This is a genomic window from Pseudomonas sp. B7 (genome assembly GCF_016735645.1).
Lineage (GTDB): Bacteria > Pseudomonadota > Gammaproteobacteria > Pseudomonadales > Pseudomonadaceae > Aquipseudomonas > Aquipseudomonas glycinae.
The window spans coordinates 1-22,914 of the sequence record NZ_JAERRE010000014.1 but is presented as its reverse complement, the minus strand read 5'-3'; the positions used below and the strand labels follow the sequence as shown (position 1 = coordinate 22,914).

21 protein-coding genes are annotated in these 22,914 nt (G+C 61.8%); 15 read left to right on the top strand and 6 right to left on the bottom strand.

What is annotated here, in order from left to right:
- Positions 1-22: 22 nt before the first annotated feature.
- Positions 23-1,654, bottom strand: a complete 1,632-nt coding sequence (locus JKA62_RS26080; protein WP_201820141.1) for an APC family permease — start codon at positions 1,652-1,654, stop codon at positions 23-25.
- Positions 1,655-1,893: 239 nt separating this feature from the next.
- Between JKA62_RS26080 and JKA62_RS26075 the strand changes: the two genes are divergently transcribed.
- Together JKA62_RS26075 and JKA62_RS26070 are read left to right on the top strand one after the other, a co-directional pair.
- Positions 1,894-2,664, top strand: coding sequence for an AraC family transcriptional regulator (locus JKA62_RS26075; RefSeq protein WP_011333736.1), 771 nt, complete (start codon positions 1,894-1,896; stop codon positions 2,662-2,664).
- Between the two features lie 80 nt (positions 2,665-2,744).
- Positions 2,745-3,044: a hypothetical protein gene (locus tag JKA62_RS26070; protein ID WP_041475224.1), complete on the top strand. Its 300-nt coding sequence runs from the start codon at positions 2,745-2,747 to the stop codon at positions 3,042-3,044.
- 16 nt (positions 3,045-3,060) lie between these two features.
- Here JKA62_RS26070 and glyA read toward each other — a convergent pair whose 3' ends face one another.
- The 5 genes from glyA to JKA62_RS26045 form a co-directional block, all read right to left on the bottom strand.
- Positions 3,061-4,299, bottom strand: a complete 1,239-nt coding sequence (glyA, locus tag JKA62_RS26065) for a serine hydroxymethyltransferase (protein ID WP_011333738.1) — start codon at positions 4,297-4,299, stop codon at positions 3,061-3,063.
- On the bottom strand, positions 4,296-5,564 hold the full coding sequence (locus JKA62_RS26060) for a threonine synthase (protein WP_011333739.1): 1,269 nt from the start codon (positions 5,562-5,564) through the stop codon (positions 4,296-4,298). Before JKA62_RS26060 ends, glyA begins: the two co-directional genes overlap by 4 nt.
- 92 nt (positions 5,565-5,656) lie before the next feature.
- A complete protein-coding gene (locus JKA62_RS26055) occupies positions 5,657-6,088 on the bottom strand; it encodes a Rid family detoxifying hydrolase (protein ID WP_007958112.1) in 432 nt (143 codons plus the stop codon).
- A gap of 30 nt (positions 6,089-6,118) precedes the next feature.
- The gene (locus JKA62_RS26050; RefSeq protein ID WP_011333740.1) at positions 6,119-7,291 is read right to left on the bottom strand and encodes an NAD(P)/FAD-dependent oxidoreductase; all 1,173 of its coding nucleotides are present in this window, start codon (positions 7,289-7,291) and stop codon (positions 6,119-6,121) included.
- Complete coding sequence (locus JKA62_RS26045) at positions 7,288-8,493, bottom strand: benzoate/H(+) symporter BenE family transporter (protein ID WP_011333741.1); 1,206 nt, start codon at positions 8,491-8,493, stop codon at positions 7,288-7,290. The genes JKA62_RS26050 and JKA62_RS26045 overlap by 4 nt, the downstream gene beginning before the upstream one ends.
- A gap of 347 nt (positions 8,494-8,840) precedes the next feature.
- Between JKA62_RS26045 and JKA62_RS26040 the strand changes: the two genes are divergently transcribed.
- The 13 genes from JKA62_RS26040 to JKA62_RS25980 form a co-directional block, all read left to right on the top strand.
- Entirely contained in the window at positions 8,841-10,229 is a 1,389-nt protein-coding gene (locus tag JKA62_RS26040) for an aminotransferase-like domain-containing protein (RefSeq protein ID WP_201820138.1), read from the top strand.
- Between the two features lie 97 nt (positions 10,230-10,326).
- Positions 10,327-12,453 carry a TonB-dependent receptor family protein gene (locus JKA62_RS26035; protein WP_011333743.1) on the top strand — a complete coding sequence of 709 codons (2,127 nt, stop codon included), beginning with the start codon at positions 10,327-10,329 and terminating at the stop codon, positions 12,451-12,453.
- Positions 12,454-12,468: 15 nt separating this feature from the next.
- Complete coding sequence (locus JKA62_RS26030; RefSeq protein ID WP_236676669.1) at positions 12,469-13,020, top strand: hypothetical protein; 552 nt, start codon at positions 12,469-12,471, stop codon at positions 13,018-13,020.
- A 142-nt stretch (positions 13,021-13,162) separates the two neighbouring features.
- Entirely contained in the window at positions 13,163-14,119 is a 957-nt protein-coding gene (locus tag JKA62_RS26025) for an AraC family transcriptional regulator (RefSeq protein ID WP_201820135.1), read from the top strand.
- A gap of 141 nt (positions 14,120-14,260) precedes the next feature.
- The gene (gene benA, locus JKA62_RS26020) at positions 14,261-15,619 is read left to right on the top strand and encodes a benzoate 1,2-dioxygenase large subunit (protein ID WP_201820133.1); all 1,359 of its coding nucleotides are present in this window, start codon (positions 14,261-14,263) and stop codon (positions 15,617-15,619) included.
- Complete coding sequence (gene benB / locus JKA62_RS26015; protein ID WP_011333747.1) at positions 15,616-16,104, top strand: benzoate 1,2-dioxygenase small subunit; 489 nt, start codon at positions 15,616-15,618, stop codon at positions 16,102-16,104. Before benA ends, benB begins: the two co-directional genes overlap by 4 nt.
- A gap of 46 nt (positions 16,105-16,150) precedes the next feature.
- Entirely contained in the window at positions 16,151-17,158 is a 1,008-nt protein-coding gene (benC, locus tag JKA62_RS26010; protein ID WP_201820129.1) for a benzoate 1,2-dioxygenase electron transfer component BenC, read from the top strand.
- A gap of 27 nt (positions 17,159-17,185) precedes the next feature.
- Positions 17,186-17,947, top strand: a complete 762-nt coding sequence (locus tag JKA62_RS26005; protein WP_011333749.1) for a 1,6-dihydroxycyclohexa-2,4-diene-1-carboxylate dehydrogenase — start codon at positions 17,186-17,188, stop codon at positions 17,945-17,947.
- 22 nt (positions 17,948-17,969) lie between these two features.
- Positions 17,970-19,091 carry a muconate cycloisomerase family protein gene (locus tag JKA62_RS26000; protein ID WP_201820127.1) on the top strand — a complete coding sequence of 374 codons (1,122 nt, stop codon included), beginning with the start codon at positions 17,970-17,972 and terminating at the stop codon, positions 19,089-19,091.
- Between the two features lie 17 nt (positions 19,092-19,108).
- Complete coding sequence (gene catC, locus JKA62_RS25995; RefSeq protein WP_201820125.1) at positions 19,109-19,399, top strand: muconolactone Delta-isomerase; 291 nt, start codon at positions 19,109-19,111, stop codon at positions 19,397-19,399.
- A gap of 115 nt (positions 19,400-19,514) precedes the next feature.
- Complete coding sequence (gene catA, locus JKA62_RS25990; RefSeq protein ID WP_201820123.1) at positions 19,515-20,429, top strand: catechol 1,2-dioxygenase; 915 nt, start codon at positions 19,515-19,517, stop codon at positions 20,427-20,429.
- Between the two features lie 321 nt (positions 20,430-20,750).
- On the top strand, positions 20,751-21,266 hold the full coding sequence (locus JKA62_RS25985; protein WP_169430015.1) for an Hcp family type VI secretion system effector: 516 nt from the start codon (positions 20,751-20,753) through the stop codon (positions 21,264-21,266).
- 128 nt (positions 21,267-21,394) lie between these two features.
- The coding region (locus tag JKA62_RS25980) for a type VI secretion system Vgr family protein (RefSeq protein WP_201820121.1) at positions 21,395-22,914 on the top strand (1,520 nt) is incomplete at its 3' end.

Below are 22,914 nucleotides of genomic sequence, written 5' to 3'. Positions count from 1 at the left end.
GGACAGGTCCCGTTAAGTGATTTCAGTAAGCGCCGGCGGCGCGAGGATTGGCGGTGGAGGCGGGGGACGGCGAAGCGACTTCGCTTTCATCCTCTTCGGATTCCAGGCGCAGCAGGTGTGCCGGTACGCCGGTAGCGGCGCCCCAGTAATAAATGCCCATTGCACAGGCTGCGACGACCAGGGTGTCGAATGGATGGATGAGGATGCCCAGGCCGCCGAAGGTGCCGAGTTTCGACAGGACGATGGTCACCGCGTAGAAGGCGATCAGCCACGCTGACGAGCGCACTTGCCGGGACAGGCTGAGGTGAGAGGTCGGCACGAAGCGGCCGCAAAGCAGGTAGACGACGAACATCAGGATTTGCAGGCCGAGCAGCCAGGACACGGTGTTCCAGCCCGACCAGTAAACGATCAGCGCAGCGATGATGAACGACACCGGCCCCAGCACGCCCATGCACTTGACCCGGAACGGGCGCGGCATGTCGGGGGCATTGCGACGCAGCGCGGCGACGGTCACTGGAGCGACGGCGTAGCTCAGTACCAGCGCGGCGGACACCACGTTGATCAACGCTTCCCACGATGGGAACGGCAGGGTCCAGAACACCGACAGGGCGAAGGTCAGCCACAGTGCCGGACGCGGGATGCCGGACTTCGCGTCGATGTGGGTGAAGACCTTGAAGAAGGTGCCGGTCTGCGCCCAGCCGTAGATCACTCGAGGCGTAGCGTTCATGTAGATGTTGCCGCAGCCGCTGGGGGAGATTACCGCGTCGGCGACCACCAGATACGCCAGCCAGCCCACGCCCAGCGTCAGGGCGATGTCGCGGTACGGCAGGGCGAATTCCTTGGAAACCCCGGCCCAGCCATTGGCGAGCAGTTCGGTCGGGATGCCGCCGAGGAAGGCGGTTTGCAGCAACACGTAGATCGCAGTGGAAAGCAGCACCGACAGGATCAGCGCAATCGGGATGGTGCGTTGCGGGTTCTTCACTTCGCTGGCCACCGAGATGATCGGGGTCAGGCCGAGGTAGGCGAAGATCACGCCGCCGGCAGAGACGGCCATCTCGATGCCCGAGAGTCCGAAAGGGGCGAAGCCTTGGATCTGAAAGTTTTCCGGTTTGAAGAAGGTGAACAGCACGCCGATCACCAGCAGCGGCACGATGAATTTGAAAACGCTGACCAGATTGTTGGCCTTGGCGAAGGTCTTCACGCTGCGGTAGTTGAGCAGGAAGAACACGCACAGCAGGCCGAACTGCACCAGCCAGCCGAGCAGGGTCGGATCACCGCTGCCGGCCTTGGTCAGGCTCGGAAACCAGGCCGCCGCGTATTGGCGAGAGGCAACCACCTCAATCGCCACCAGACTGGAAAACGCGATCAGCGTGATGAAACCCATCAAGTAACCGAGCAGCGGCCCGTGGCTGTAAACCGGGTAACGCACCACGCCGCCGGCCCTTGGCAATGCCGCGCCCAGCTCGCAGTAGACGATGCCCAGCAGCAACACGGCGAACCCGCCCAGCAACCAGGAAAAAATCCCCGCCGGCCCGGCTATCGCCGACACGTGACTGGCCGCGAACAACCAGCCGGAACCGAAGATCGCCCCCAGTCCGATAAAGGTGAGGTCGATCAATGAAAGTTGTTTTTTGAACTTGCCTTGGCCTGACATGGCATCGCCTTCTTGTGAGTTATTGGATAGGCAGGTGTGAGTCACTGGAACGGCTAAACAGTGAACTCATCGGGCGTCGGGCGATTGATGTTTTGCGCAACTGCGGATGACGAAATCGGCACAGTTGCGAAGAAAGACGGCGGCGCTCGACACGCCGCAAACGTTGCTGCAATCTGCACGCGAACGCCTCAGGGCGGGCACGTTTTCAGGCCGATCCACTCACCGGGGAAGACCTTCACATGCAGAACGCGTTTGCGATCCTGTGCCAGGGCGATGAGCGCCATCGGCCGCATACCCTCGACGCACTGCTGGCCGGCGTGGCACCGCTGTTGCCGATGCTGGACGTGATTCCGAACGCGGCGATCTTCATCAAGGATGTGCAGGCGCGGTACGTCCTGGCCAATCGCACGCTGGTGCAACGCTGCGGCCTGAAAGACTTGAAACCGCTGCTCGGGAAAACCAGTGCGCAGGTATTTCCGGCGCAACTGGGACCGGGTTATACCGAGCAGGATCGGCGGGTGCTGGAAGAGGGATTGGTGCTGGAGGATCAGCTGGAACTGCACCTGTACGGCAGTCGCGAACCGGGTTGGTGCCTGACGCACAAGCGTCCGCTGTACAACCGTGACGGCGAGATCATCGGCCTCGCGGGGATTTCGGTGGATCTGCAATCAGCCGCCGAAACACATCCAGCATTCCAGAGACTGGCGGCGGTCGATGAACACATCCGCGCGCATTTCAATCGGCGGGTGACATTGAGCGAATTGACCCGAATCGCCGGTATCTCGGTGGCGCAACTGGAACGCTATTGCAAACGGGTGTTCCACCTGACGCCGAGGCAGATGATCCAGAAGGTGCGGCTGGATCATGCCCACCGCTTGTTGCTCACCGAGCTGCCGATCACCGAGGTGGCGCTGCAATGCGGCTACACCGATCACAGCGCATTCACTCGGCAGTTCAAGGCATCGACCGGGTTCACCCCGCGCCAGTACCGGCAGGCGACGGAACGTTGAGTCGGTATCGGTCCGTCACGACTAGACTCATAGGGGCATTCCCCCCATCACATGACAGGCCTTGCGGCAGAGGAAACGCGATGAGCGCAAAGCGGCTGTGCCAATGCTCGTCATGGATCCTGCCGAGCCTGATTGCCGTCAGTCTGGTGCTGACTGCCAGCTGCTCCAGTCGGGCGGCCAAGAACCGGTATCCCGCGTCCGGGGTCGGCGACAGTTGTTATGCCAAGGCGCTGCCAACGGTAGGCGAAGGCGGGCTGGCCTGGGGTTCATCCTTGAACATCGCCCGACAGAAATCCCTGAACAACTGCATTCGTTATGCCGGCCGCTCCGGTGGCACACCCGACACTTGCCAGGTGGTGCTGGCCAAGTGCAAGAACTGAGCGGCCGGCCTACTCGTCACGTCAGCAGGTACACCGGAAAGCATTCGCACAGGTGCATCACTCGACGGCGGATGTTTTCCACCCGCGCGGTGTTGTCCGGTTGCTCCAGCAGGTCGGCGATCAGGTTGGCCACTTCGGCGCATTCGGCCTCACCGAAACCGCGAGTGGTCAGTGCTGGCGTGCCGATGCGGATGCCGCTGGTGATCGCCGGTTTCTGCGGGTCATCGGGGATCGCGTTCTTGTTCAGCGTGATGTGAGCGCTTTCCAGCAGGGCTTCGGCGTCCTTGCCGGTGATGTTCATCGCGCGCAGGTCGAGCAGGAACATGTGGCAGTCGGTGCCGCCGGACACCACGCGCAATCCGCGTCGGGTCAGCACGTCGGCCATGGTCCGGGCGTTGTTGATCACCCGTTGCTGGTAATGCTTGAACTCGTCGCCCAGAGCTTCGTTGAACGCCACAGCCTTGGCGGCGATCACGTGCATCAGCGGGCCGCCCTGATAAACCGGGAAGATCGTCTTGTCGAGCACGGCAGCGTATTCGGCCTTGGCCAGAATCAGGCCGCCGCGCGGGCCGCGCAGGGTCTTGTGCGTGGTCGAGGTGATGAAGTCGGCGATGCCCACCGGCGACGGGTACACGCCCGCCGCGATGAGGCCGGCGTAGTGGGCCATGTCGACCATCAGGTAAGCGCCGATTTCATCGCAGATTTTGCGAAAGCGCGGGAAGTCGATGACGCGCGAATAGGCTGAAGCGCCGGCGATGATCATCTTCGGCCGGTGTTCGCGGGCCAGGTCTTCCATCTGATCGTAGTCGAGGGTTTCGCTGTCCTTCTCCAGCCCATAGGTGAAGGCCTGGAAAAACTTCCCGGAGAAATTCACCGAGGCACCGTGGGTCAGGTGCCCGCCGTGGGCCAGGGACATGCCCAGTATCCTGTCGCCGGGCTCAAGCACCGCCAGGAACACCGCCTGATTGGCCTGTGAACCAGAGTGCGGCTGGACGTTGACGTACTCGCAACCGAACAGTTTGCGGGCGCGTTCGATGGCCAGGTTCTCGATCTCGTCGACGACCTTGCAGCCGCCGTAATAGCGCCGGCCCGGATAGCCTTCGGCGTACTTGTTGGTGAGCAGCGAGCCCTGGGCCTGGAGCACTTCTTCACTGACGTAGTTTTCCGAGGCGATCAGTTCCAGGTGAGTTTCCTGGCGATTGCGTTCGCGGTCGATCAGGCGGGCAATGGCGGGGTCGAAATTTTGCAGGCTCATGCGGTGATTCCTTGTGCAAGCGTTTCGGTCAGCGTGGTCGGCACGTGATGAGGGAACACACGTGACGGGCTCGCGGCCGTGTCGGAGAGAAAAATGGAGGTGTCTTTCAAGCCGCTGCCGGTGATCAGGATCACGGCGGTTTGCGCGGTGTCGGGGTGTTGTTCGGCGTACTTCAGCAGGCCGGCGAAGGCACTGGCGGCGCCGGCTTCGGGAAACACGCCGGTGCTGGCGGCAAGCTTCGATGCGGCGGCGACGATGCTCGCGTCGCTGACACACATGAATTCGCCCTCGCTGGCGGTCACCGCGCGCATGGCTTTGAGCCGGTCGCGGGGCAGCGCCACGTTGATGCTGCTGGCCAGGCTGGTGGGGGCGATGCGTTCAGTCTGCTGCATCGGTCGGTCACTGCGCCAGGCCCGGTACATGAAGTTGCTGTGCTCGGCCTGCACGCCGATCAGGCGCGGGATGCGCTCGATCCAGCCCAGTTGCAGCAGGTCGAAGAAACCCTTGTAGACCGAGCCCAGAATGCAGCCATTGCCGACGGGCACGAACACCAGATCCGGCACCTGCCAGTGCAGTTGTTCGCAGATCTCGAAGGCGACGGTTTTCTTGCCTTCGCTCATGTACGAATTGATGCCGGTGGTGCGGTTGTACCAGCCGTATCGTTCACAGGCGTTGAGGCATTGCTCGAAGGCTTCGTCGTACTGACCGTCGACCAGCACGATCTCGGCGCCGTAGCCCTGCATCTGCGCGCGCTTTTCACGGGGTGCGCTTCGGGGCAGGTAGATCACGTTGTGCAGGCCCAGACTGGCACTCATTCCGGCCAGTGCCGAAGCCGCGTTGCCGGTGCTGGCCACCGCCACGGTGCGCGCACCGGACTGCATGGCGTGAGCCACGGCCAACGCGCTGGCGCGATCCTTCAGCGACCCGGTGGGCTGGCGCGATTCATCCTTGATCAAGACCTTGATCCGCGAGCCTTTGCCGAGCAGATCGGTCGGTGCGTACAGCGGCGTATTGCCCACCAGTAGCGGCGGAATGAACTGCGTCGAGCTCAACGGCATCAGTCGGTCATAGCGCCACATGCCACGGGCCTGGTGGTGGGCCAGGCTTTCTTTGGGCCATTCACGTCTGAGCGTCGGGTAATCGTAAAGCGCGTCAAGGGCACCATCGACTTTGCAATGAGGGCAGAAATAACTGACCTCGTGCGGCTGGTAGCTGCGGTCGCACACCAGACACTGCAACACATACTCTCTGTACGAATTCTTCATGGCCATCCCCTGGAAGTACGCTGTGCGGGTGCATTCCCTGCCAACGCCGGTCCGAAAAAACGGACCGGCGGGCACTGCTGACAGACGGTGTTTCAGACCACCATGATGGCGTCGATGGCGACCAGGGTATTGCGCGCCAGGGCGCTGGCGCCGGCAGTGGTGCGGGCCGGATACGGCGGGGTGAAGTACTCCTCCATGACCCGGTTCAGGGTCGGGAACTCGCTCAGGTCAGTGATGAACGCCGTCACCTTGACCACGTTCGCCAGGCTGCCACCGGCGGCCTCGGCCATTTGCGCCAGATTGTCGAGGGTCTGGCGCAACTGGCCTTCGAAATCCTTGGCCAACACTTCGTTGTTCAGCGCCGACACGGGTGTCTGGGCCGACAGGTAGATGGTCTGCCCGTGACTGACCTTGATCCCCTGGGAATAGGTGCCCAGCGGCAGAGGCGCCTTGTCGGTGAAAATCACGTTTTCTTCGCCCAGGAATGGCTTGGCGGCGGACTGGATTTGAGCGTTGGTTTGCATGGTGACGATCCTTGTTGGGTGGGTGGTGGGTTAGTGCAAATCGGCAACCTGTTTCACGGCCAGACGGGCAAATGCCTCGTCGCGGCAGCGAGCCGGGGAAAAGTGCTGGTAATTGAGTTGCAGCGCCGCCAGATCCTTCGGCATGGCAACACCCAGCGCGGCGTGGGCGCACAGCCGGGCGATGGCCGGCGCGGCCTGAATGCCGTAGCCACCGAGAGCGGCCAGCCAGATGAAGCTTTCCTCTTCGGGATCCTGGCCGAGCACCGGCGAGCGGTCGGCGACAAACGTGCGCAGGCCGGCCCATTTATTGATGATCGAGCGTGGGCGCAGGCGTGTGGTGTTCTGCAGGCGATCCATGGTGATCGCCAGATCAAGTTCTTCCGGCAACGCATCGCAGGGCAGCGAAGGGCTTTCGTCGCAGGGAGAAACGATCAGCCGACCGGCCTCGGGCTTGATGAAAATGTCTTCGTCGACCGTGCCCAGATACGGCGTGTGGTGCACGTCGCACTGCGGATCGACTGCCAGCACGGTGCGCCGCAACGGTCGCACGCCGACCTTGGGCACGCCGCAGCGCTCGGCCAGTTCATCGGCCCAGGCGCCGGCCGCGTTGACCACGATGGCGGCTTGCAGTTGCTGGCCGTCAGCAGTATGCAAGGTCCAGTGCCCGGCGCGCCGTTCGCCGCGCAGCACTTCGCTCTCGCGTTTGACCACGCCGCCCCGGGCACGCAGGCCGCCGAGGTAGGCGCCGTGGATTCCATGCACATCCAGATCGAAAGCGCTGGGCTCATAGATCCCGGCGCTCCAGGCGCCTTCGGCAAGGTAGGGCACCAGTTCCAGCACCTGCTTGGCATCGAGGAACTTTGCGCTTGGCACTTGCGCCAATACCGCATTGAACCGCGCCGCCAGTTTGTCCACCCGCGCGGCCTGCGCCACGATCAAGGCACCCCGAGGTGCCCACAGCGGATGCTCGGCCAGACCTTCCGGCGGGTTCTCGAAGAAGCGTCGGGACGCGCAGGTCAGCGAGCGGATCTGCTGGTTGCCGTAGCTTTCCATCGAGATCGCCGCCGAACGGCCAGTGGTGTGATAGGCCAGTTGCTGTTCCTGTTCGAGCAGGCAGACGCTGCCGTGAGCGGCCAGCTCATAAGCGGCCGAGACACCGGCGATGCCGCCGCCCACCACAATGAAATCGTAACGGGCGGTCATGGACGGCTGCCCTCGGCAATGGCGGCGGCTTTGCTTTCCCGGGTCCAGGTCAGCACGAAGTGGGCGACAAGGCCGAAGATCAAGCCCCAGAACGCGGCGGCCAGGCCAAGGAAGCTCATGCCGGAAGCCGTTACCAGGAAGGTGATCAGGGCGGCTTCGCGCTGTTTCTCGTCAGCCATGGCACCGGTCAGGCCGGCGCTGATTGCGCCGAACAGGGCGAGGCCGGCGAGGGAGGCGATCAGTTCTTTGGGCAGGGCGGAAAACACCGACGCCAGGGTCGCGCCGAAGGTGCCCATCAGGATGTAGAACACCCCGCAGGCAATCCCGGCAATGTAGCGCTTGTCGCGGTCTTCGTGGGCTTCGCGGCCGGTGCAGATCGCGGCGGTGATGGCCGCCAGGTTGAAGCCGTGGGAGGCGAACGGCGCCATCAGGACCGAACCGATTGCAGTGACCGAAATGATCGAGCGGGCCGGGGTGTTGTAGCCCGAGGTGCGCAACACCGCCATGCCCGGCACGTATTGGCCGGTCAGGGTCACCAGCGCCAGCGGCAGGCCGATGTTGATGATCGCGTGCCAGCTCCATTCAGGGGCGATGAATACCGGTTGGGCCACGGCGATGGTGATCGAGCCGCTGTTGAGAGTGCCGAACGAGGCGGCGACGGCGCAGCCGACAATCAGCACCGACAGAATGGCGTAGCGCGGCGAGACGCGTTTGAAGATCAGGTACGCCGCAATCATCGACAGCACCAGCTCTGGCTGCAGCTTGATCGAGGTGAACAGCTCGGCGCCGAAGCGAAACAGAATGCCCGCGAGCATGGCGGCGGCGATGGCTTTGGGCAGCCGGCTCATCAATTTGTCGAAGGCGCCGGACAGGCCCACGATGGCGATGATCAGCGAGGCCACTATATAAGCGCCGATGGCCTGGGGCAGGGTGACGGTCGGCAGCATCGACACCAGCAACGCCGCACCTGGGGTCGACCACGCCGTGATCACCGGGATCCGCAGGCGCCAGCTCAACAACAGACCGGTAATTCCGCTGCCAATGGAAATGGCCCAGATCCACGATGACACCACGTCATTCGGAAGGTGTGCTTCCTTGGCGGCCTGGAACACGATGATGAGCGGGCCGGCATAGGAAATGATCACGGCAATGAAGCCCGCAATGACGGCTGAGAGGGATAGGTCCTTTCTGATTGTGTCCATGATGTCTCGGCTTGGCGCGGCGGAGTCGCGCAGTGGTCAGGAGAATTGAGTCGATTGATTCGATTCGAGATGAGTGTATTTGAATGGATTGAGTTGATTCAATAGTCCGCCGGGTTGTTACGAGATGTTTTTTTGCTATCAGTTCCTGTTTTTCCGCTATTGCCAGATTAAGTATTTGATTAATAAGCCGATAAATTATTTCGCAAATATTTCAAGGCCACGACGCGTATCGATTCAATCGTGGCATCAATCGACTCAATTGATCGATTGGGTTGATTTATTAGTTGCCTAACCTCCGTGTGATATGCTCGGATATTCATCATTTCTACGATGGGCAGTGATCATTCATGTGGGTTCCCCAGCTAAGCGAGTTCAACCAGCCGATGTATTTGTCGATTGCCGATGCGTTGGCGCGCGATATCAGCAATGGCGTGTTGAACGAAGGCGATCGCCTGCCGACCCTGCGGGAGCTGGCCACCACTCTGAATGTCACGCCGGGCACGATCAGCCGGGCCTACAGCGAAGCCCATCGGCGGCGTCTGGTGCAGGGCGAGGTGGGGCGCGGGACGTATGTGCTGAGCCAGAGCCAACTGGAGCTGCCGGCGAGCAACAGCGCCGCGCCGCTGAATCTGGGGCAGTCGGAGCTGCTTGATCTGTCGATCATCAAGCCCTACAGCGAGACGCTGGAGTACTGGCTGCGCGGCGCGCTGGTGGGCATGGCCAAAAGCACGGATTTCGCCCGGGCCCTTGATTACGCCCCGGACGGCGGTCACCCGGCCCATCGCGAGGCGGGTGCGCAGTGGCTGCGTCATTCCTTGCCCGACGCGCAATGGCAGCAAGTGGTAATCACCGCCGGCGCCCAGCATGGCCTGATGGTCGCGATGAGCGCCCTGACCAATGCCGGCGACCTGGTGCTCTGCGAAGAGCTTTGTTACCCCGGCATCATTTCCCTGGCCCATGGCCTCGAGCGCCGTCTGCGTGGCGTGGCCATGGACGACGAAGGGATCATTCCCGAAGCGTTGCGCGAGCTGTGTCTGCGGGAGAAACCGGCGATGCTGGTGTGCGTGGCAACCTGTCAGAACCCGACGGCGTCGATCATGTCGCAAAAGCGCCGGGCGCAGATTGCGGCGCTGGCCGAAGAGTTCGACTTCATCATTCTCGACGATGACATCTACGGTTTTCTGGCCACCGATCCGTCGATCAAACCGCTGTCGGCGTTTGCGCCGGACCGTTCGGTGTACCTCACCAGCTTGTCCAAATCGGTCATGCCGGCGTTGCGCGTCGGCTATCTCTACAGTCCGCCGAAACTGCTGTCGCGCCTGACCTCGATGGTGCGCAGCAGCGTGTGGATGCCGTCGCCGCTGACCGCGCAACTGGCCAGCAATGTGATCACCGAAGGCCTGGACAAGAAACTGATCCGCATCCAGCGCAACGAGGCCGCCGGCCGTCAGGCGATCGCCCAGGAAATCTTCGCCGGCTTCGAACTCAAGACCCAACCGTACTCGTACCACGTCTGGCTGACGCTGCCCGAACCCTGGACCGCCGACGAATTCACCATGCTCGCCCGGGCCAACGGTGTGCTGGTGCTCAGCGGCACGCAGTTCCAGGCGGAGCGCTCAGGGATCACCCGGTGCGTGCGGCTGGTGCTGATGTCGCCGACCAGCCAGGAAGAACTGCGCTTCGCCCTGACCAAACTGGCGAGCCTCATCGACTCGGATCCACGGCGGTATTACTGAGTCCTCGCGGGCAAAACCCAAATCCCCATGTGCTCCGTTCGTCCCTTCATACGTCGCAGTTCTCACTGCCCGTTTCCGTATGTCTGGAGTGCTCTCGATGCCCGCGTTCAAAACCCTGCCCACTGCCTTGCTGGGGCTGGCCCTGGCCTGTCCGGCCCTGGCTGAAAGCCAGCGCCTGGAGTTGGGGCAGGTGCTGATCGGCGCCGAGGACCGGAGCGGGGAGGATGCGTCGGTTGAAGAGGCCGAGGCGCGGCTTGCGCAGGTGCCCGGCGGCACCAACGTGGTCGATATGCGCCGTCCGTTGCAGGGCCGGGTCGCGAGCAATCAGGACGTATTGGCGTATCAGCCCGGTGTTTATGCCCAGTCAGCGGGCAACGAAGGGACGAAAATCTCGATCCGTGGCTCGGGCATCAACCGTGCCCCCGGCGCCCACGCTTCGGGGCTGTACACGATGCTCGACGGCCTGCCGCTGACCGGCCCCGGCGGTACGCCTTACGAATTACTGGAGCCGCTGTGGCTCGACCATGTAGAAGTGCTGCGCGGTGCCAACGGATTTGAACGCGGTTCGCTGGCTCTCGGCGGGGCGGTCGATTACGTCAGCCACACCGGCTACAACGCGCCACTGCTGAATGTGCGCTATGTCATGGGCAGCCACGGTTATGCCCAGCGACAAGTCAGCTCCGGTCAGGTGCTGGGCGATTTCGATTACTACCTGTCGATGACCGATGCGCATTCCGACGGTTATCAGGATCACACCGCGAGCAAGAGCCAGGGCGTGATCGCCAACTTCGGTTATCGCTTCAATCCGAATCTGGAAACCCGCTTCTACATTCGTCACCGCGAGACCGACAATGACCTCGCCGGTCGGGTGACCAAACACTCCATCGAGCATGATCCGCGCGCGGCCAACCCGGCCTACGTGACGCGCAACGACAGCCGCGATCAGCCCGGCAGCACCTTCATCGGCAACAAGACCACGTACTACATCGATGACGATTCGAGCATTCAGACCGGTCTGGTTTATCACGACTACCCGATGGACCTGCGCGAAGGCCCCAACCGCCTGAAGGTGGCGTACACCGATGTCAGCGGCACGTTCGACTACAAGCGTCGCGACACGCTCTGGGGGATGGAGAGCAACAGCACCGTGGGCCTGCGAGTCACCAAGCACCTGCCTAACGACGGTGCCAGCGAACGGGTGCGGATTCCCACCGGCAACACCGCTGGCTATGCGCCGGGCACCCACATGCGCAACTTCACTTATCAGGGTTCGGATTCTGTCCTGCACGTGGGCAACGACCTGGAAATCGCTGACGACCTGTGGCTGACCACCGGCCTCGCCGCGATCTACACTCGCCGTGAAAGCGCGGTGACCTACCCGGAAGGCGGTGGCAAGACCAGCCTCGGCGACTGGGACTACGCGCCCCGTCTGGGCCTGCGCTATCAGGTGACGCCGGATCTGCAACTGTTCGGCAACCTCAGCCGTTCGGTCGAAGCGCCGCATCCGTGGTCGCTGATCTACAGCTCCAACGTACGCTTCCCGGCCGGTAGCGGCGCAGCGACCGGCACCCAGCGCGACCCGGTCAAACTGCAGAACCAGACCGCGACCACCCTGGAACTCGGCGGCCGCGGCGACAGCGCGTTGGGCGAGTGGAGCCTGGCCTGGTACTACGCTCAAGTGCGCCACGAATTGCTTTCGGTATTGCCGGACGCCAACACCACAACGCCATACGAACTCAATGCCAGCCCGACCGTGCACCAAGGTATTGAAGCCAGCCTGCTCAGCAACCTGTGGTCAGCAAACGATGGCGGCAAGTTGAGCCTGCGCCAGGCCTATACCTTCAGCGACTTCCACTACCGCGACGACGACCGCTTCGGCGACAACCGCTTGCCGGGCCTGCCGATGCATTACTACCAGGGCGAACTGCGCTACGACTTCCCGCAGGGGTTCTTCGCGGCGGTCAACACGCAACTGGTCTCGAAAACCGCAGTGGATTACGCCAACAGCTATTACGCCGATCCTTACGCCACCTTCGGCGCGACCCTCGGTTACAACGCACCGAAAGGCGACTGGCAGACCTGGCTGGACATGCGCAACCTGACCGACAAACACTACGCCGCTACAGTTACGCCGGGCTATGACGATAAAGGACTGGACGCCGCACGCTCCACACCGGGTGAGGGCATGGCGATGTATGTCGGGGTGTCGTGGAGTCTGCTTTGAGGGGCTGGGTTCACCTTGCAGAGCCGCATTGTCCTGCCACCTGAAAAACATTTTGGCGCTGCAAATGTATGCTCATCCCCTTATCAGCCAAAGGTTCCCATGTTCGACAGAAACGACTTTGACCAACTCACGCGACAACAGCTGCTTTTTTGGCCCTGCCACAACGATTGTCCCGGTCTTTACTACCTGACGTATCCATCGAGCGCCTTCCTCGTCCCCTGCGGTCAGGAGTACATTCGAATCACCCGCGTGAGCAAATCGCATCATACGAACGGCTTGAATGTGTGGCTGAATGCCGAGTGGCACGAACGTCAACCAGGTGGGGATCACAGCTTCCCGGAATACGTTGGCGGCGCGCAGTTTGAACCGATTTCCGAAGAGGTTTTCAACCAGTTGGTGGCAGAACGGGCGGTCGAACTGATCGTGCCGCTCAAGCAACCACTGCACGAGCCTTCCGGTTTCATCGGTGCGTTATTGATGTACTCGATGAAAACAGATTTCATCGTCTCGCTTTTCGCCGAATATGAAGACGAATTCATTCATTTCTACTGGCATACATTGGCCTGAACATATCTGCTCGATGAAACCGTTCGGTCACCGGACACCCGAACCTTCGTCCAATTGCCCGATCTTGTTCGCCGGCGTACTGTGACCGGTGATGGCGCAAACCGTGACCATCACCATAACGACAAGATCGAGTGCCTTGCCCATGGACAGCCGCCTGCTGAGCGACCGCAGCAGCGTGTTTCGCCACGCTGACCCGTATGCCGTCTCCGACTATGTGAACCAGCACGTCGGCCAGCATTTCATCGGCCTGTCCAAAGCCACCCACCCGCAAGCCAGCCTCAACCACCGCAAACTCGCCGATCTCGATCTGTGCCGCATCAGCTATGGCGGCAGCGTTCGCGTGACGTCGCTGGCGCTGGAAACCGTGTATCACCTGCAAGTCCTGCTGCAAGGCAACTGCCTGTGGCGCGGGCACAAGCGCGAGCATCACCTGGTGCCGGGCGAATTGCTGTTGATCAACCCGGATGATCCGGTCGACCTGACCTATTCCGACGATTGCGAGAAATTCATCCTCAAGGTGCCGGTCAGCGTGCTGGAATCGGTGTGCGACGAACAGCGCTGGCTGCATCCTGCCGGGGGCATCCGGTTCCTGCGCAATCATTACCGGCTCGACGAACTGGAAGGTTTTACCAGCCTGCTGGGCATGATCTGCCAGGAAGCCGAAGCCAGTGACCCGTTGCTGCGGGTGCAGGAGCATTATGCGCAGATCGTCGGCAGCAAACTGATCTCGCTGATGAACACCAACGTCAGCCGTGAATGCCTGAGTTCGCCGAGCGTCAGTTTCGAGCGGATCCTCGACTATATAGAGCGCAACCTGAAGCTGGATCTGCCTGCCGAACACCTGGCGGCCCAGGCGAACATGAGCCCGCGTTCACTGTACGCGCTGTTCGAACGCCAGCTCGGCGTGACCCCGATGCAATACATCCGCCAGCGCAAGCTGGAGCGCATTCATGCCTGTCTCAGCGACCCGAGCTGCCCGGTGCGCAACCTCACCGAACTGGCGCTCGACTACGGCTTCCTGCACCTCGGGCGTTTCTCCGAAAGCTATCGCCAGCAGTTCGGCGAATTGCCGTCCGTGACCTTCAAGCGCCGCCACTGAATTCCCGCCTCGAAACAATCTGAAGCACCTGCTGCGCCGTCCTGCACAAAACGGATAGCGCTCTGCAGGATTCGGATATTGCCGCCCGCGTTGCCTCCCTAATCTGACCTGGCCTGAACAATAACAATGGAGGCCCCGGCCATGTCCCTGGGAATCGACTACCTCAATGCCATGCTTGAAGAGGACCCCGAGAAGGGGGCCTACCGCTGCAAGCGGGAGATGTTCACCGATCCGCGGCTGTTCGAACTGGAGATGGCGCACATCTTCGAAGGCAACTGGATCTACCTCGCCCATGAAAGCCAGATCCCCAACGTCAATGACTTTCTGACCACCACCATGGGCCGCCACCCCGTGTTCATTGCCCGCAACAAGGCCGGTGAACTCAATGCCTTTCTCAATGCGTGCAGCCATCGCGGCGCCATGCTTTGCCGGCACAAGTCCGGCAACCGCTCCAGCTATACCTGCCCGTTCCACGGCTGGACGTTCAACAACAGCGGCAAACTGCTCAAGGTCAAGGACCCGAGCGAGGCCGGCTACCCCGAAGGCTTCAACTGCGAAGGCTCCCATGACCTGACCAAAGTCGCGCGTTTCGAGTCCTATCGCGGCTTTCTGTTCGGCAGCCTGAACGCCGATGTGAAATCCCTCGCCGAGCACCTGGGCGAGTCGGCCAAGATCATCGACATGATCGTCGATCAGTCCCCTGAAGGCCTGGAAGTGCTGCGCGGTTCCAGCTCCTACATCTATGAAGGCAACTGGAAACTCACCGCCGAAAATGGCGCCGATGGCTATCACGTCAGCTCCGTGCACTGGAACTACGCCGCCACTCAGAACCAGCGTCAGCAGCGCGACGCTGGCGAAGAAATCAAGACCATGAGCGCCGGCAGTTGGGCGAAGAAGGGCGGCGGTTTCTACTCGTTCGACCACGGCCACTTGCTGCTCTGGACCCGCTGGGCCAACCCCGAGGACCGTCCGGCCTACGAGCGTCGCGATGAACTGGTCCGGGACTTTGGCCAGGCTCGCGCTGACTGGATGATCGAGAACTCGCGCAACCTGTGCCTGTACCCCAACGTGTATCTGATGGATCAGTTCAGCTCGCAGATCCGCATCGCCCGGCCGATCTCCGTCGACAAGACCGAGATCACCATCTATTGCATTGCCCCCAAAGGCGAGAGCGCCGAGGCCCGGGCCAAGCGCATTCGCCAATACGAAGACTTCTTCAACGTCAGCGGTATGGCCACCCCGGATGACCTCGAAGAGTTCCGCTCATGCCAGACCGGTTACGGCGCCGGGCGCGGCTGGAACGACATGTCCCGTGGTGCGACCCATTGGGTCGAAGGCGCGGACGCGGCGGCCGAGGAAATCGACCTCAAGCCCTTGCTGTCCGGCATGCGCACCGAGGACGAAGGCCTGTTCGTGCTGCAACACAAGTACTGGCAGGAAACCATGCTCAAGGCCACCGCCAGCGATAAAAACCTGATCCCCGTGGAGGCCGTGCAATGAGCAACCTCTACGACACCGTGCGCGATTTTCTCTACCGCGAAGCACGTTATCTGGACGACGGACAGTGGGATCAGTGGCTGGAGCTCTACGCTGCCGACGCCAGTTTCTGGATGCCGGCCTGGGACGACCACGACACCCTGACCGAAGACCCGCAAAGCGAAATCTCGCTGATCTGGTACGGCAACCGTGGCGGTCTCGAAGACCGGGTGTTCCGGATCAAGACCGAGCGCTCCAGTGCGACCATCCCCGACACCCGCACCTCGCACAACCTCAGCAACATCGAGATCGTCGAGCAGGGCGAAGGGCAATGTCAGGTGCGCTTCAACTGGCACACCCTGAGCTTTCGCTATCAGGTCACCGACAGTTATTTCGGCACCAGCTTCTACACCCTCGACCTGCGCGGCGAACAGCCGCTGATCAAGGCCAAGAAAGTCGTGCTGAAGAACGATTACGTCCGTCAGGTCATCGACATCTATCACATCTGATCGAGACGGCGCCGAGCCGGGCTCGACGCTGTGAGCGAGGTGCACCATGAGTTTCCAGATCGCACTGAATTTCGAAGACGGGGTCACCCGTTTCATCGAGGCCTCGGGCCACGAAACCGTTGCCGACGCGGCGTATCGCCAAGGTATCAACATCCCGCTGGACTGCCGCGACGGCGCCTGCGGCACCTGCAAGTGTTTCGCCGAAGCCGGGCGTTACGCCATGGGCGACAATTTCATCGAAGACGCCCTGAGTGACGACGAACTGGCCCAGGGTTATGTGCTGACCTGCCAGATGCGCGCTGAAAGCGACTGCGTGGTGCGGGTGCCGGTCGGCTCGCAGGTGTGCAAGACCGAACAGGCGAGTTATCAAGCGGCGATCAGCGATGTCCGGCAGCTCTCCGAAAGCACCATCGCGCTGTCGCTCAAGGGTGAATCCCTGAGCAAACTGGCGTTCCTGCCAGGGCAATACGTCAACCTGCAAGTACCGGGCAGCGAGCAATCGCGCGCCTATTCCTTCAGCTCGTTGCAGAAGAACGGCGAGGTCAGTTTCCTGATCCGCAATGTCCCCGGCGGCCTGATGAGCAGCTTCCTCACCGGGCTGGCCAAGGCCGGCGACAGCCTGAATCTCGCCGGGCCGCTGGGGAGTTTTTACCTGCGCGAGATCAAGCGGCCGCTGCTGTTGTTGGCCGGCGGCACCGGGCTGGCGCCATTCACGGCGATGCTGGAGAAGATCGCCGAGCAGGGCAGCGAACATCCGGTGCACCTGATCTACGGCGTGACCAACGATTTCGATCTGGTGGAACTCGACCGCCTCGAAGCCTTCGCCGCGCGCATCCCGAATTTCAGCTTCGGCGCCTGCGTGGCCAATCCGCAGAGCCAGCACCCGCTCAAGGGCTACGTCACTCAGCACATTGAACCGCGCCACCTCAACGAAGGCGATGTCGACGTGTACCTGTGCGGCCCGCCGCCGATGGTCGAGGCCGTCAGCCAGTACATCCGCGAGCAGGGCATCACGCCGGCGAACTTCTACTACGAGAAATTCGCGGCGGCCTGAATCTTCTTTCTGAATTGCGAGGGTGTCATGAACAACAGATTCGCCAACAAGGTCGCGCTGGTCACCGGCGCGGCGCAGGGCATCGGTCGCCGGGTGTGCGAGCGCTTCCTGGAGGAGGGCGCGCAGGTCATTGCCGTCGACCGCTCCGGACTGGTTCACGAACTGCAAGGCGAGGGCGTGCTGTCGCTGACCGCCGACCTTGAGCAATACGCCGATTGCGCCCGGGTGATGAGCGCCGCCGTCGATACGTTCGGGCGTCTGGATGTGCTGGTCAACAACGTCGGCGGCACCATTTGGGCCAAGCCGTTCGAGCACTACGAAGTCGAGCAGATCGAGGCCGAAGTGCGCCGTTCGCTGTTCCCGACGCTTTGGTGCTGCCACGCCGCATTGCCGTACATGCTCAAGCAGGATCGCGGGGCGATCGTCAATGTGTCGTCGATTGCGACCCGCAGCCTGAACCGTGTTCCCTACGGCGCGGCCAAGGGCGGGATCAATGCACTGACCGCCTGTCTGGCCTTCGAGAATGCCGAGCGCGGGATCCGGGTTAACGCCACCGCGCCCGGCGGCACCGAAGCGCCGCCTCGGCGCATCCCGCGCAACGCCGCCGAACAATCCGCGCAGGAGCAGGCCTGGTATCAGGAAATCGTCGCGCAAACCCTCGATAGCAGCCTGATGAAACGCTACGGAACCATTGACGAACAGGTCGGCGCGATCCTGTTTCTCGCCTCGGACGACGCCTCCTACATCACCGGTGTAACCCTGCCGGTCGGTGGCGGAGACCTCGGTTGATCACGCTTGAATGGACACTGAAATGAACCGGATCCTGATTGAAAACCTGTCGGCGATCATCGTCGACCTTCCGACTATCCGCCCGCACAAACTGGCGATGCACACGATGCAGAACCAGACGCTGGTGATCCTGCGCCTGCGTTGCAGCGACGGTGTCGAAGGCATCGGCGAAGCCACCACCATCGGCGGCCTGGCCTACGGCTATGAAAGCCCGGAAAGCATCAAGGCCAACATCGATGCGCACCTGGCGCCGGCGCTGATCGGCATGGACGCGGACAACATCAACGTCGCCATGCAGAAGCTCGACAAGATTGCCAAGGGCAACACCTTCGCCAAGTCCGCCATCGAGAGCGCCTTGCTCGACGCCCAAGGCAAACGCCTCGGCCTGCCGGTGAGCGAACTGCTCGGCGGTCGGGTCCGCGAAAGCCTCGAAGTGGCCTGGACCCTGGCCAGCGGCGACACCGCCCGCGACATCGCCGAGGCCGAACAAATGCTGGAAGCGCGGCGGCACCGGATCTTCAAACTGAAGATCGGCGCCAACCCGCTGGAGCAGGATCTGAAACACGTGGTGGCGATCAAGAAAGCCCTGGGCGAGCGTGCCAGTGTGCGGGTCGACGTCAACCAGTATTGGGACGAGTCCCAGGCAATTCGCGGCTGCCGGGTGCTCGGCGACAACGGTATCGACCTGATCGAGCAGCCGATCTCGCGAGTCAATCGTTCCGGTCAGATTCGTCTGAACCAGCGCAGCCTGGCACCGATCATGGCCGATGAATCCATCGAAAGCGTCGAGGACGCGTTCAGCCTCGCCGCCGACGGCGCCGCCAGCGTCTTCGCCCTGAAGATCGCCAAGAACGGCGGCCCGCGCGCCGTGTTGCGCACCGCGCAAATCGCTGAAGCCGCCGGCATCGCCCTGTACGGCGGCACCATGCTCGAAGGCTCCGTCGGCACGTCGGCCTCGGCCCATGCGTTCCTTACGCTCAGGCAATTGACCTGGGACACCGAGCTGTTTGGTCCGCTGTTGCTCACCGAAGACATTGTCACCGAGCGCCCGCAATACCGCGACTTTCACCTGCACATTCCACGCACCCCGGGCCTGGGCCTGACACTGGATGAAGAGCGTCTGGCGCGTTTTCGCCGGCACTGACCCCTAAGGAGAACGCCATGCTGTTCCACGTAAAAATGACCGTGAAATTGCCCGCCGACATGGATCAGGCCGTTGCCACAAAACTCAAGGCCGACGAAAAGGAACTCGCCCAGCGCCTGCAACGCGAAGGCCAGTGGCGCCACCTATGGCGCATCGCCGGGCACTACGCCAATTACAGCGTGTTCGACGTGCCCAGCGTCGAAGCGCTGCACGACACCCTCATGCTGCTGCCGCTGTTTCCCTACATGGAAATCGAGATCGACGGCCTCTGCCGCCATCCCTCGTCGATCCACACCGACGACCGCTGAGCCCAAAAATGAATCCACCGCTGAAACCTGTGGGAGCTGGCAAGCCAGCTCCCACAGGGAATGTGGTTGATCCGAGAGAGCCGAGTAAACACAACAACAAGATGAGGTGAACACCATGACCGTGAAGATTGCCCACACTGCCGAACTGCAAAAATTCTTCGAAGAAGCCGCCGGTTTTGCCAACGATGGCGGCAGCTCGCGCTTGAAAACCATCGTCCTGCGAGTGTTGCAGGACACCGCCCGGATCATCGAAGACCTTGAGATCAGCGAAGACGAATTCTGGAAAGCCGTCGATTACCTCAACCGTCTGGGCGGCCGCTCGGAAGCCGGGCTGCTGGTGGCCGGCCTCGGCCTCGAGCATTTCCTCGACCTGCTGCAGGACGCCAAGGACGCGCAGATCGGCTTGACCGGCGGCACGCCGCGCACCATCGAAGGCCCGTTGTACGTGGCCGGCGCGCCGCTGTACGAAGGGGAATGCCGGATGGACGACGGCAGCGAGGAGGGCATCGCCACGCTGATGTTGCTCGAAGGTCAGGTGTTCGATCCGCAAGGCCAGCCGCTCGCCGGCGCCACGGTCGACCTGTGGCACGCCAACACCAAAGGTACTTACTCGTTCTTCGACCAGAGCCAGTCCGAATACAACCTGCGCCGGCGGATCATCACCGACGCCGAAGGCCGCTATCGCGCCCGCAGCATCGTGCCGTCCGGTTACGGCTGCGACCCGCAAGGCCCGACCCAGGAATGCCTGAACCTGCTCGGCCGCCACGGCCAGCGCCCGGCTCATATTCACTTCTTCATTTCCGCACCGGGACACCGGCATCTGACGACGCAGATCAATCTGTCCGGGGACAAATATCTGTGGGATGACTTCGCGTATGCGACCCGTGAAGGGTTGGTCGGGGAGGTCGAGTTTCTGGAGGATGCAGCGGGACGCCGAGCCGAGTTGAAGTTCGACTTCCAGTTGCAGCAGGCGCCGGATGCGGCGGCGCAACAGCGCAGTCAGCGGCCACGGGCGTTGCAGGAAGCCTGATTTCGGAGTTCTGATGGGATTGGCTGAACTGCGCAAAAAGTTGCGCAGTTGCCCGTAATAAAATCACGGTGAAAGCCACGGCAAGCTCTCTATATCGGGGCTTACAGCCAAGTGCGCAAGAAGTTGCACAGCACTGCGCAACTTCTGGCGCACTTTTTCGCTGTTTCCTACAGCCAAAAACGAACTTATCCCACGCAAGCATCGTAAGTCTTTGATGGGTAAAAGCCCTGATGTGGCTGGCACGACTTTTGATATCTCCTTGGCCACCTGGGCAGGCAATCACGCCGTCCGGTCCTGTCTTTTGAGCAAGGAGCACACCCCATGGCAACACCAGCGTACATGTCGGTTACCGGCGAAAAACAAGGCCTGATCACTGCCGGCGCGTTCACCGCCGACTCCGTTGGCAACACCTACCAGGAAGGTCATGAAGACCAAGTCATGGTTCAGGCGTTCACCCACGACGTGATCATCCCGCGTGACCCGCAATCCGGTCAGCCAACCGGTCAGCGCGTGCACAAGCCAGTTGTGATCACCAAGGTCTACGACAAGGCTTCGCCGCTGCTGCAAGCGGCTCTGACTTCCGGCGAGCGCATGAGCGAAATCGTCATCCAGTGGTACCGCACCTCGGCGCAAGGCACCCAGGAGCACTACTACACCACCAAACTGGAAGACGCGATCATCGTCGCCATCAACAACAAAATGCACAACTGCCAGGACCCGGCGAACGCCCACTTCACTCATCTGGAAGAAGTGCAGTTCACCTACCGCAAAATCACCTGGACCCACGAAGTCTCCGGTACTTCGGGTTCCGATGACTGGCGTGCTCCGGTCGTTTAATCGCGACTGATGGTTGTATCGCCTCGGCCGGTTTCGCCGGTCGAGGCACCTTCACTACTCAAAGAATTTTCAGCGTCAGATCCTTATTGATCTGGCGTGCGCTGCAGCACAGCACGAGGGACAAGGGAATGTTCTCACCGGCCAACCAGGCTCATTTCAACCTGACCATCGATGGCGCGGACAGCGATTTTCAGGTGCTGTCGTTCACCGGTCGGGAAGCCCTCAACACGCCCTTCGAATTCGAGCTGGAACTGGTCAGTGAAAAGGCCTCGATCAACCTCGAAAGCCTGCTGCACAAACTGGCGTTTCTTCAGCTCTCGCCGAGCGGTACCGGTATTCACGGGCTGATCTACAGCATCGCCCAGGGCGAGGCGGGCAAGCGCCTGACCCGCTACAGGATTTCCCTGCGCCCGCAGCTTTCATACCTCGCGCACCGCTTCAACCAGCGCATCTTCCAGCAGATGACCGTGCAGCAAATCATCAGCCAGGTGCTGGAAGAACACGGCATTCTCGCCAGCGATTACCACTTCCAGCTGAGCGCGGTTTACCCCGAGCGCATCTATTGCACGCAGTACGATGAAAGTGACCTGCATTTCGTCCAGCGCCTGTGCGAAGAGGAGGGGATTCACTACCACTTTCAGCACACGTCCAGCGGCCACAAACTGACCTTCGGCGATGACCAGACGGTGTTCCCGAAACTGGCGCCGGTGGCCTATCAGCAGGACTCCGGGCTGGTGGCGGACAAACCGGTGGTCAAGCGTTTCGGCCTGCGCCTGGCCACCCGCACCAGCCGCACCACGCGGCGCGATTACGACTTCGTCAAACCGAAGATCGAGCTGGAAAGCGACGCCAAGAGCAGCGCCCAGCCGGATCTGGAAGATTACGACTACCCGGGCCGTTTCGTGGACCGCGAGCGCGGCAAGCACCTGGCCAATCGCAATCTCGAACGCCACCGCAGTGACTATCGCCTGGCCGAGGGCAACAGCGACCAGCCGGTTCTGGTTACCGGGCATTTTTTGGCCCTGACCGACCACGCCAATCCGACGTGGAACGATCTGTGGCTGCTCACCGAAATCTTCCACGAAGGCAAGCAGCCGCAAGTGCTGGAAGAGTCGGTGACCAGCGACACCACCGATCACAAGGACGATTTCCACCAGGGCTATCGCAACCGCTTCAACGCGATCCCGTGGGACGTGCCGTACCGTCCGCCGCTGGACCACCCGAAACCCAAAGTCCTCGGTTCGCAAAGCGCCGTGGTCACCGGCCCCGAAGGCGAAGAAATCTTCTGCGACCAATACGGTCGGGTGAAGGTGCAGTTCTTCTGGGACCGCGAAGGCCAGCACGACGACAAGACCACCTGCTGGATGCGCGTGGCCTCCAGTTGGGCCGCCGAGACCTTTGGTTCGATCAACATTCCGCGGGTCGGCATGGAAGTGCTGATCACCTTCCTCGAAGGCGATCCCGACCAGCCGCTGATCACCGGGTGCCTGTACCACGGCGCCAACCTGCCGCCGTACAAACTGCCGGACTTCAAGACCCTGGCCACGGTCAAGAGCAAGGAATACAAGGGCAGCCGCGCCAACGAACTGCGCATCGACGACACCACCAGCGAGATCAGCATCGCGCTGCGCAGCGATCACGGCGCGAG

Coding starts and splice junctions, on each gene's coding strand:
- JKA62_RS26080 (WP_201820141.1), bottom strand. CDS start 1,654: ATGTCAGGCCAAGGCAAGTTCAAAAAACAACTTTCATTGATCGACCTC.
- JKA62_RS26075 (WP_011333736.1), top strand. CDS start 1,894: ATGCAGAACGCGTTTGCGATCCTGTGCCAGGGCGATGAGCGCCATCGG.
- JKA62_RS26070 (WP_041475224.1), top strand. CDS start 2,745: ATGAGCGCAAAGCGGCTGTGCCAATGCTCGTCATGGATCCTGCCGAGC.
- glyA (WP_011333738.1), bottom strand. CDS start 4,299: ATGAGCCTGCAAAATTTCGACCCCGCCATTGCCCGCCTGATCGACCGC.
- JKA62_RS26060 (WP_011333739.1), bottom strand. CDS start 5,564: ATGAAGAATTCGTACAGAGAGTATGTGTTGCAGTGTCTGGTGTGCGAC.
- JKA62_RS26055 (WP_007958112.1), bottom strand. CDS start 6,088: ATGCAAACCAACGCTCAAATCCAGTCCGCCGCCAAGCCATTCCTGGGC.
- JKA62_RS26050 (WP_011333740.1), bottom strand. CDS start 7,291: ATGACCGCCCGTTACGATTTCATTGTGGTGGGCGGCGGCATCGCCGGT.
- JKA62_RS26045 (WP_011333741.1), bottom strand. CDS start 8,493: ATGGACACAATCAGAAAGGACCTATCCCTCTCAGCCGTCATTGCGGGC.
- JKA62_RS26040 (WP_201820138.1), top strand. CDS start 8,841: ATGTGGGTTCCCCAGCTAAGCGAGTTCAACCAGCCGATGTATTTGTCG.
- JKA62_RS26035 (WP_011333743.1), top strand. CDS start 10,327: ATGCCCGCGTTCAAAACCCTGCCCACTGCCTTGCTGGGGCTGGCCCTG.
- JKA62_RS26025 (WP_201820135.1), top strand. CDS start 13,163: ATGGACAGCCGCCTGCTGAGCGACCGCAGCAGCGTGTTTCGCCACGCT.
- benA (WP_201820133.1), top strand. CDS start 14,261: ATGTCCCTGGGAATCGACTACCTCAATGCCATGCTTGAAGAGGACCCC.
- benB (WP_011333747.1), top strand. CDS start 15,616: ATGAGCAACCTCTACGACACCGTGCGCGATTTTCTCTACCGCGAAGCA.
- benC (WP_201820129.1), top strand. CDS start 16,151: ATGAGTTTCCAGATCGCACTGAATTTCGAAGACGGGGTCACCCGTTTC.
- JKA62_RS26005 (WP_011333749.1), top strand. CDS start 17,186: ATGAACAACAGATTCGCCAACAAGGTCGCGCTGGTCACCGGCGCGGCG.
- JKA62_RS26000 (WP_201820127.1), top strand. CDS start 17,970: ATGAACCGGATCCTGATTGAAAACCTGTCGGCGATCATCGTCGACCTT.
- catC (WP_201820125.1), top strand. CDS start 19,109: ATGCTGTTCCACGTAAAAATGACCGTGAAATTGCCCGCCGACATGGAT.
- catA (WP_201820123.1), top strand. CDS start 19,515: ATGACCGTGAAGATTGCCCACACTGCCGAACTGCAAAAATTCTTCGAA.
- JKA62_RS25985 (WP_169430015.1), top strand. CDS start 20,751: ATGGCAACACCAGCGTACATGTCGGTTACCGGCGAAAAACAAGGCCTG.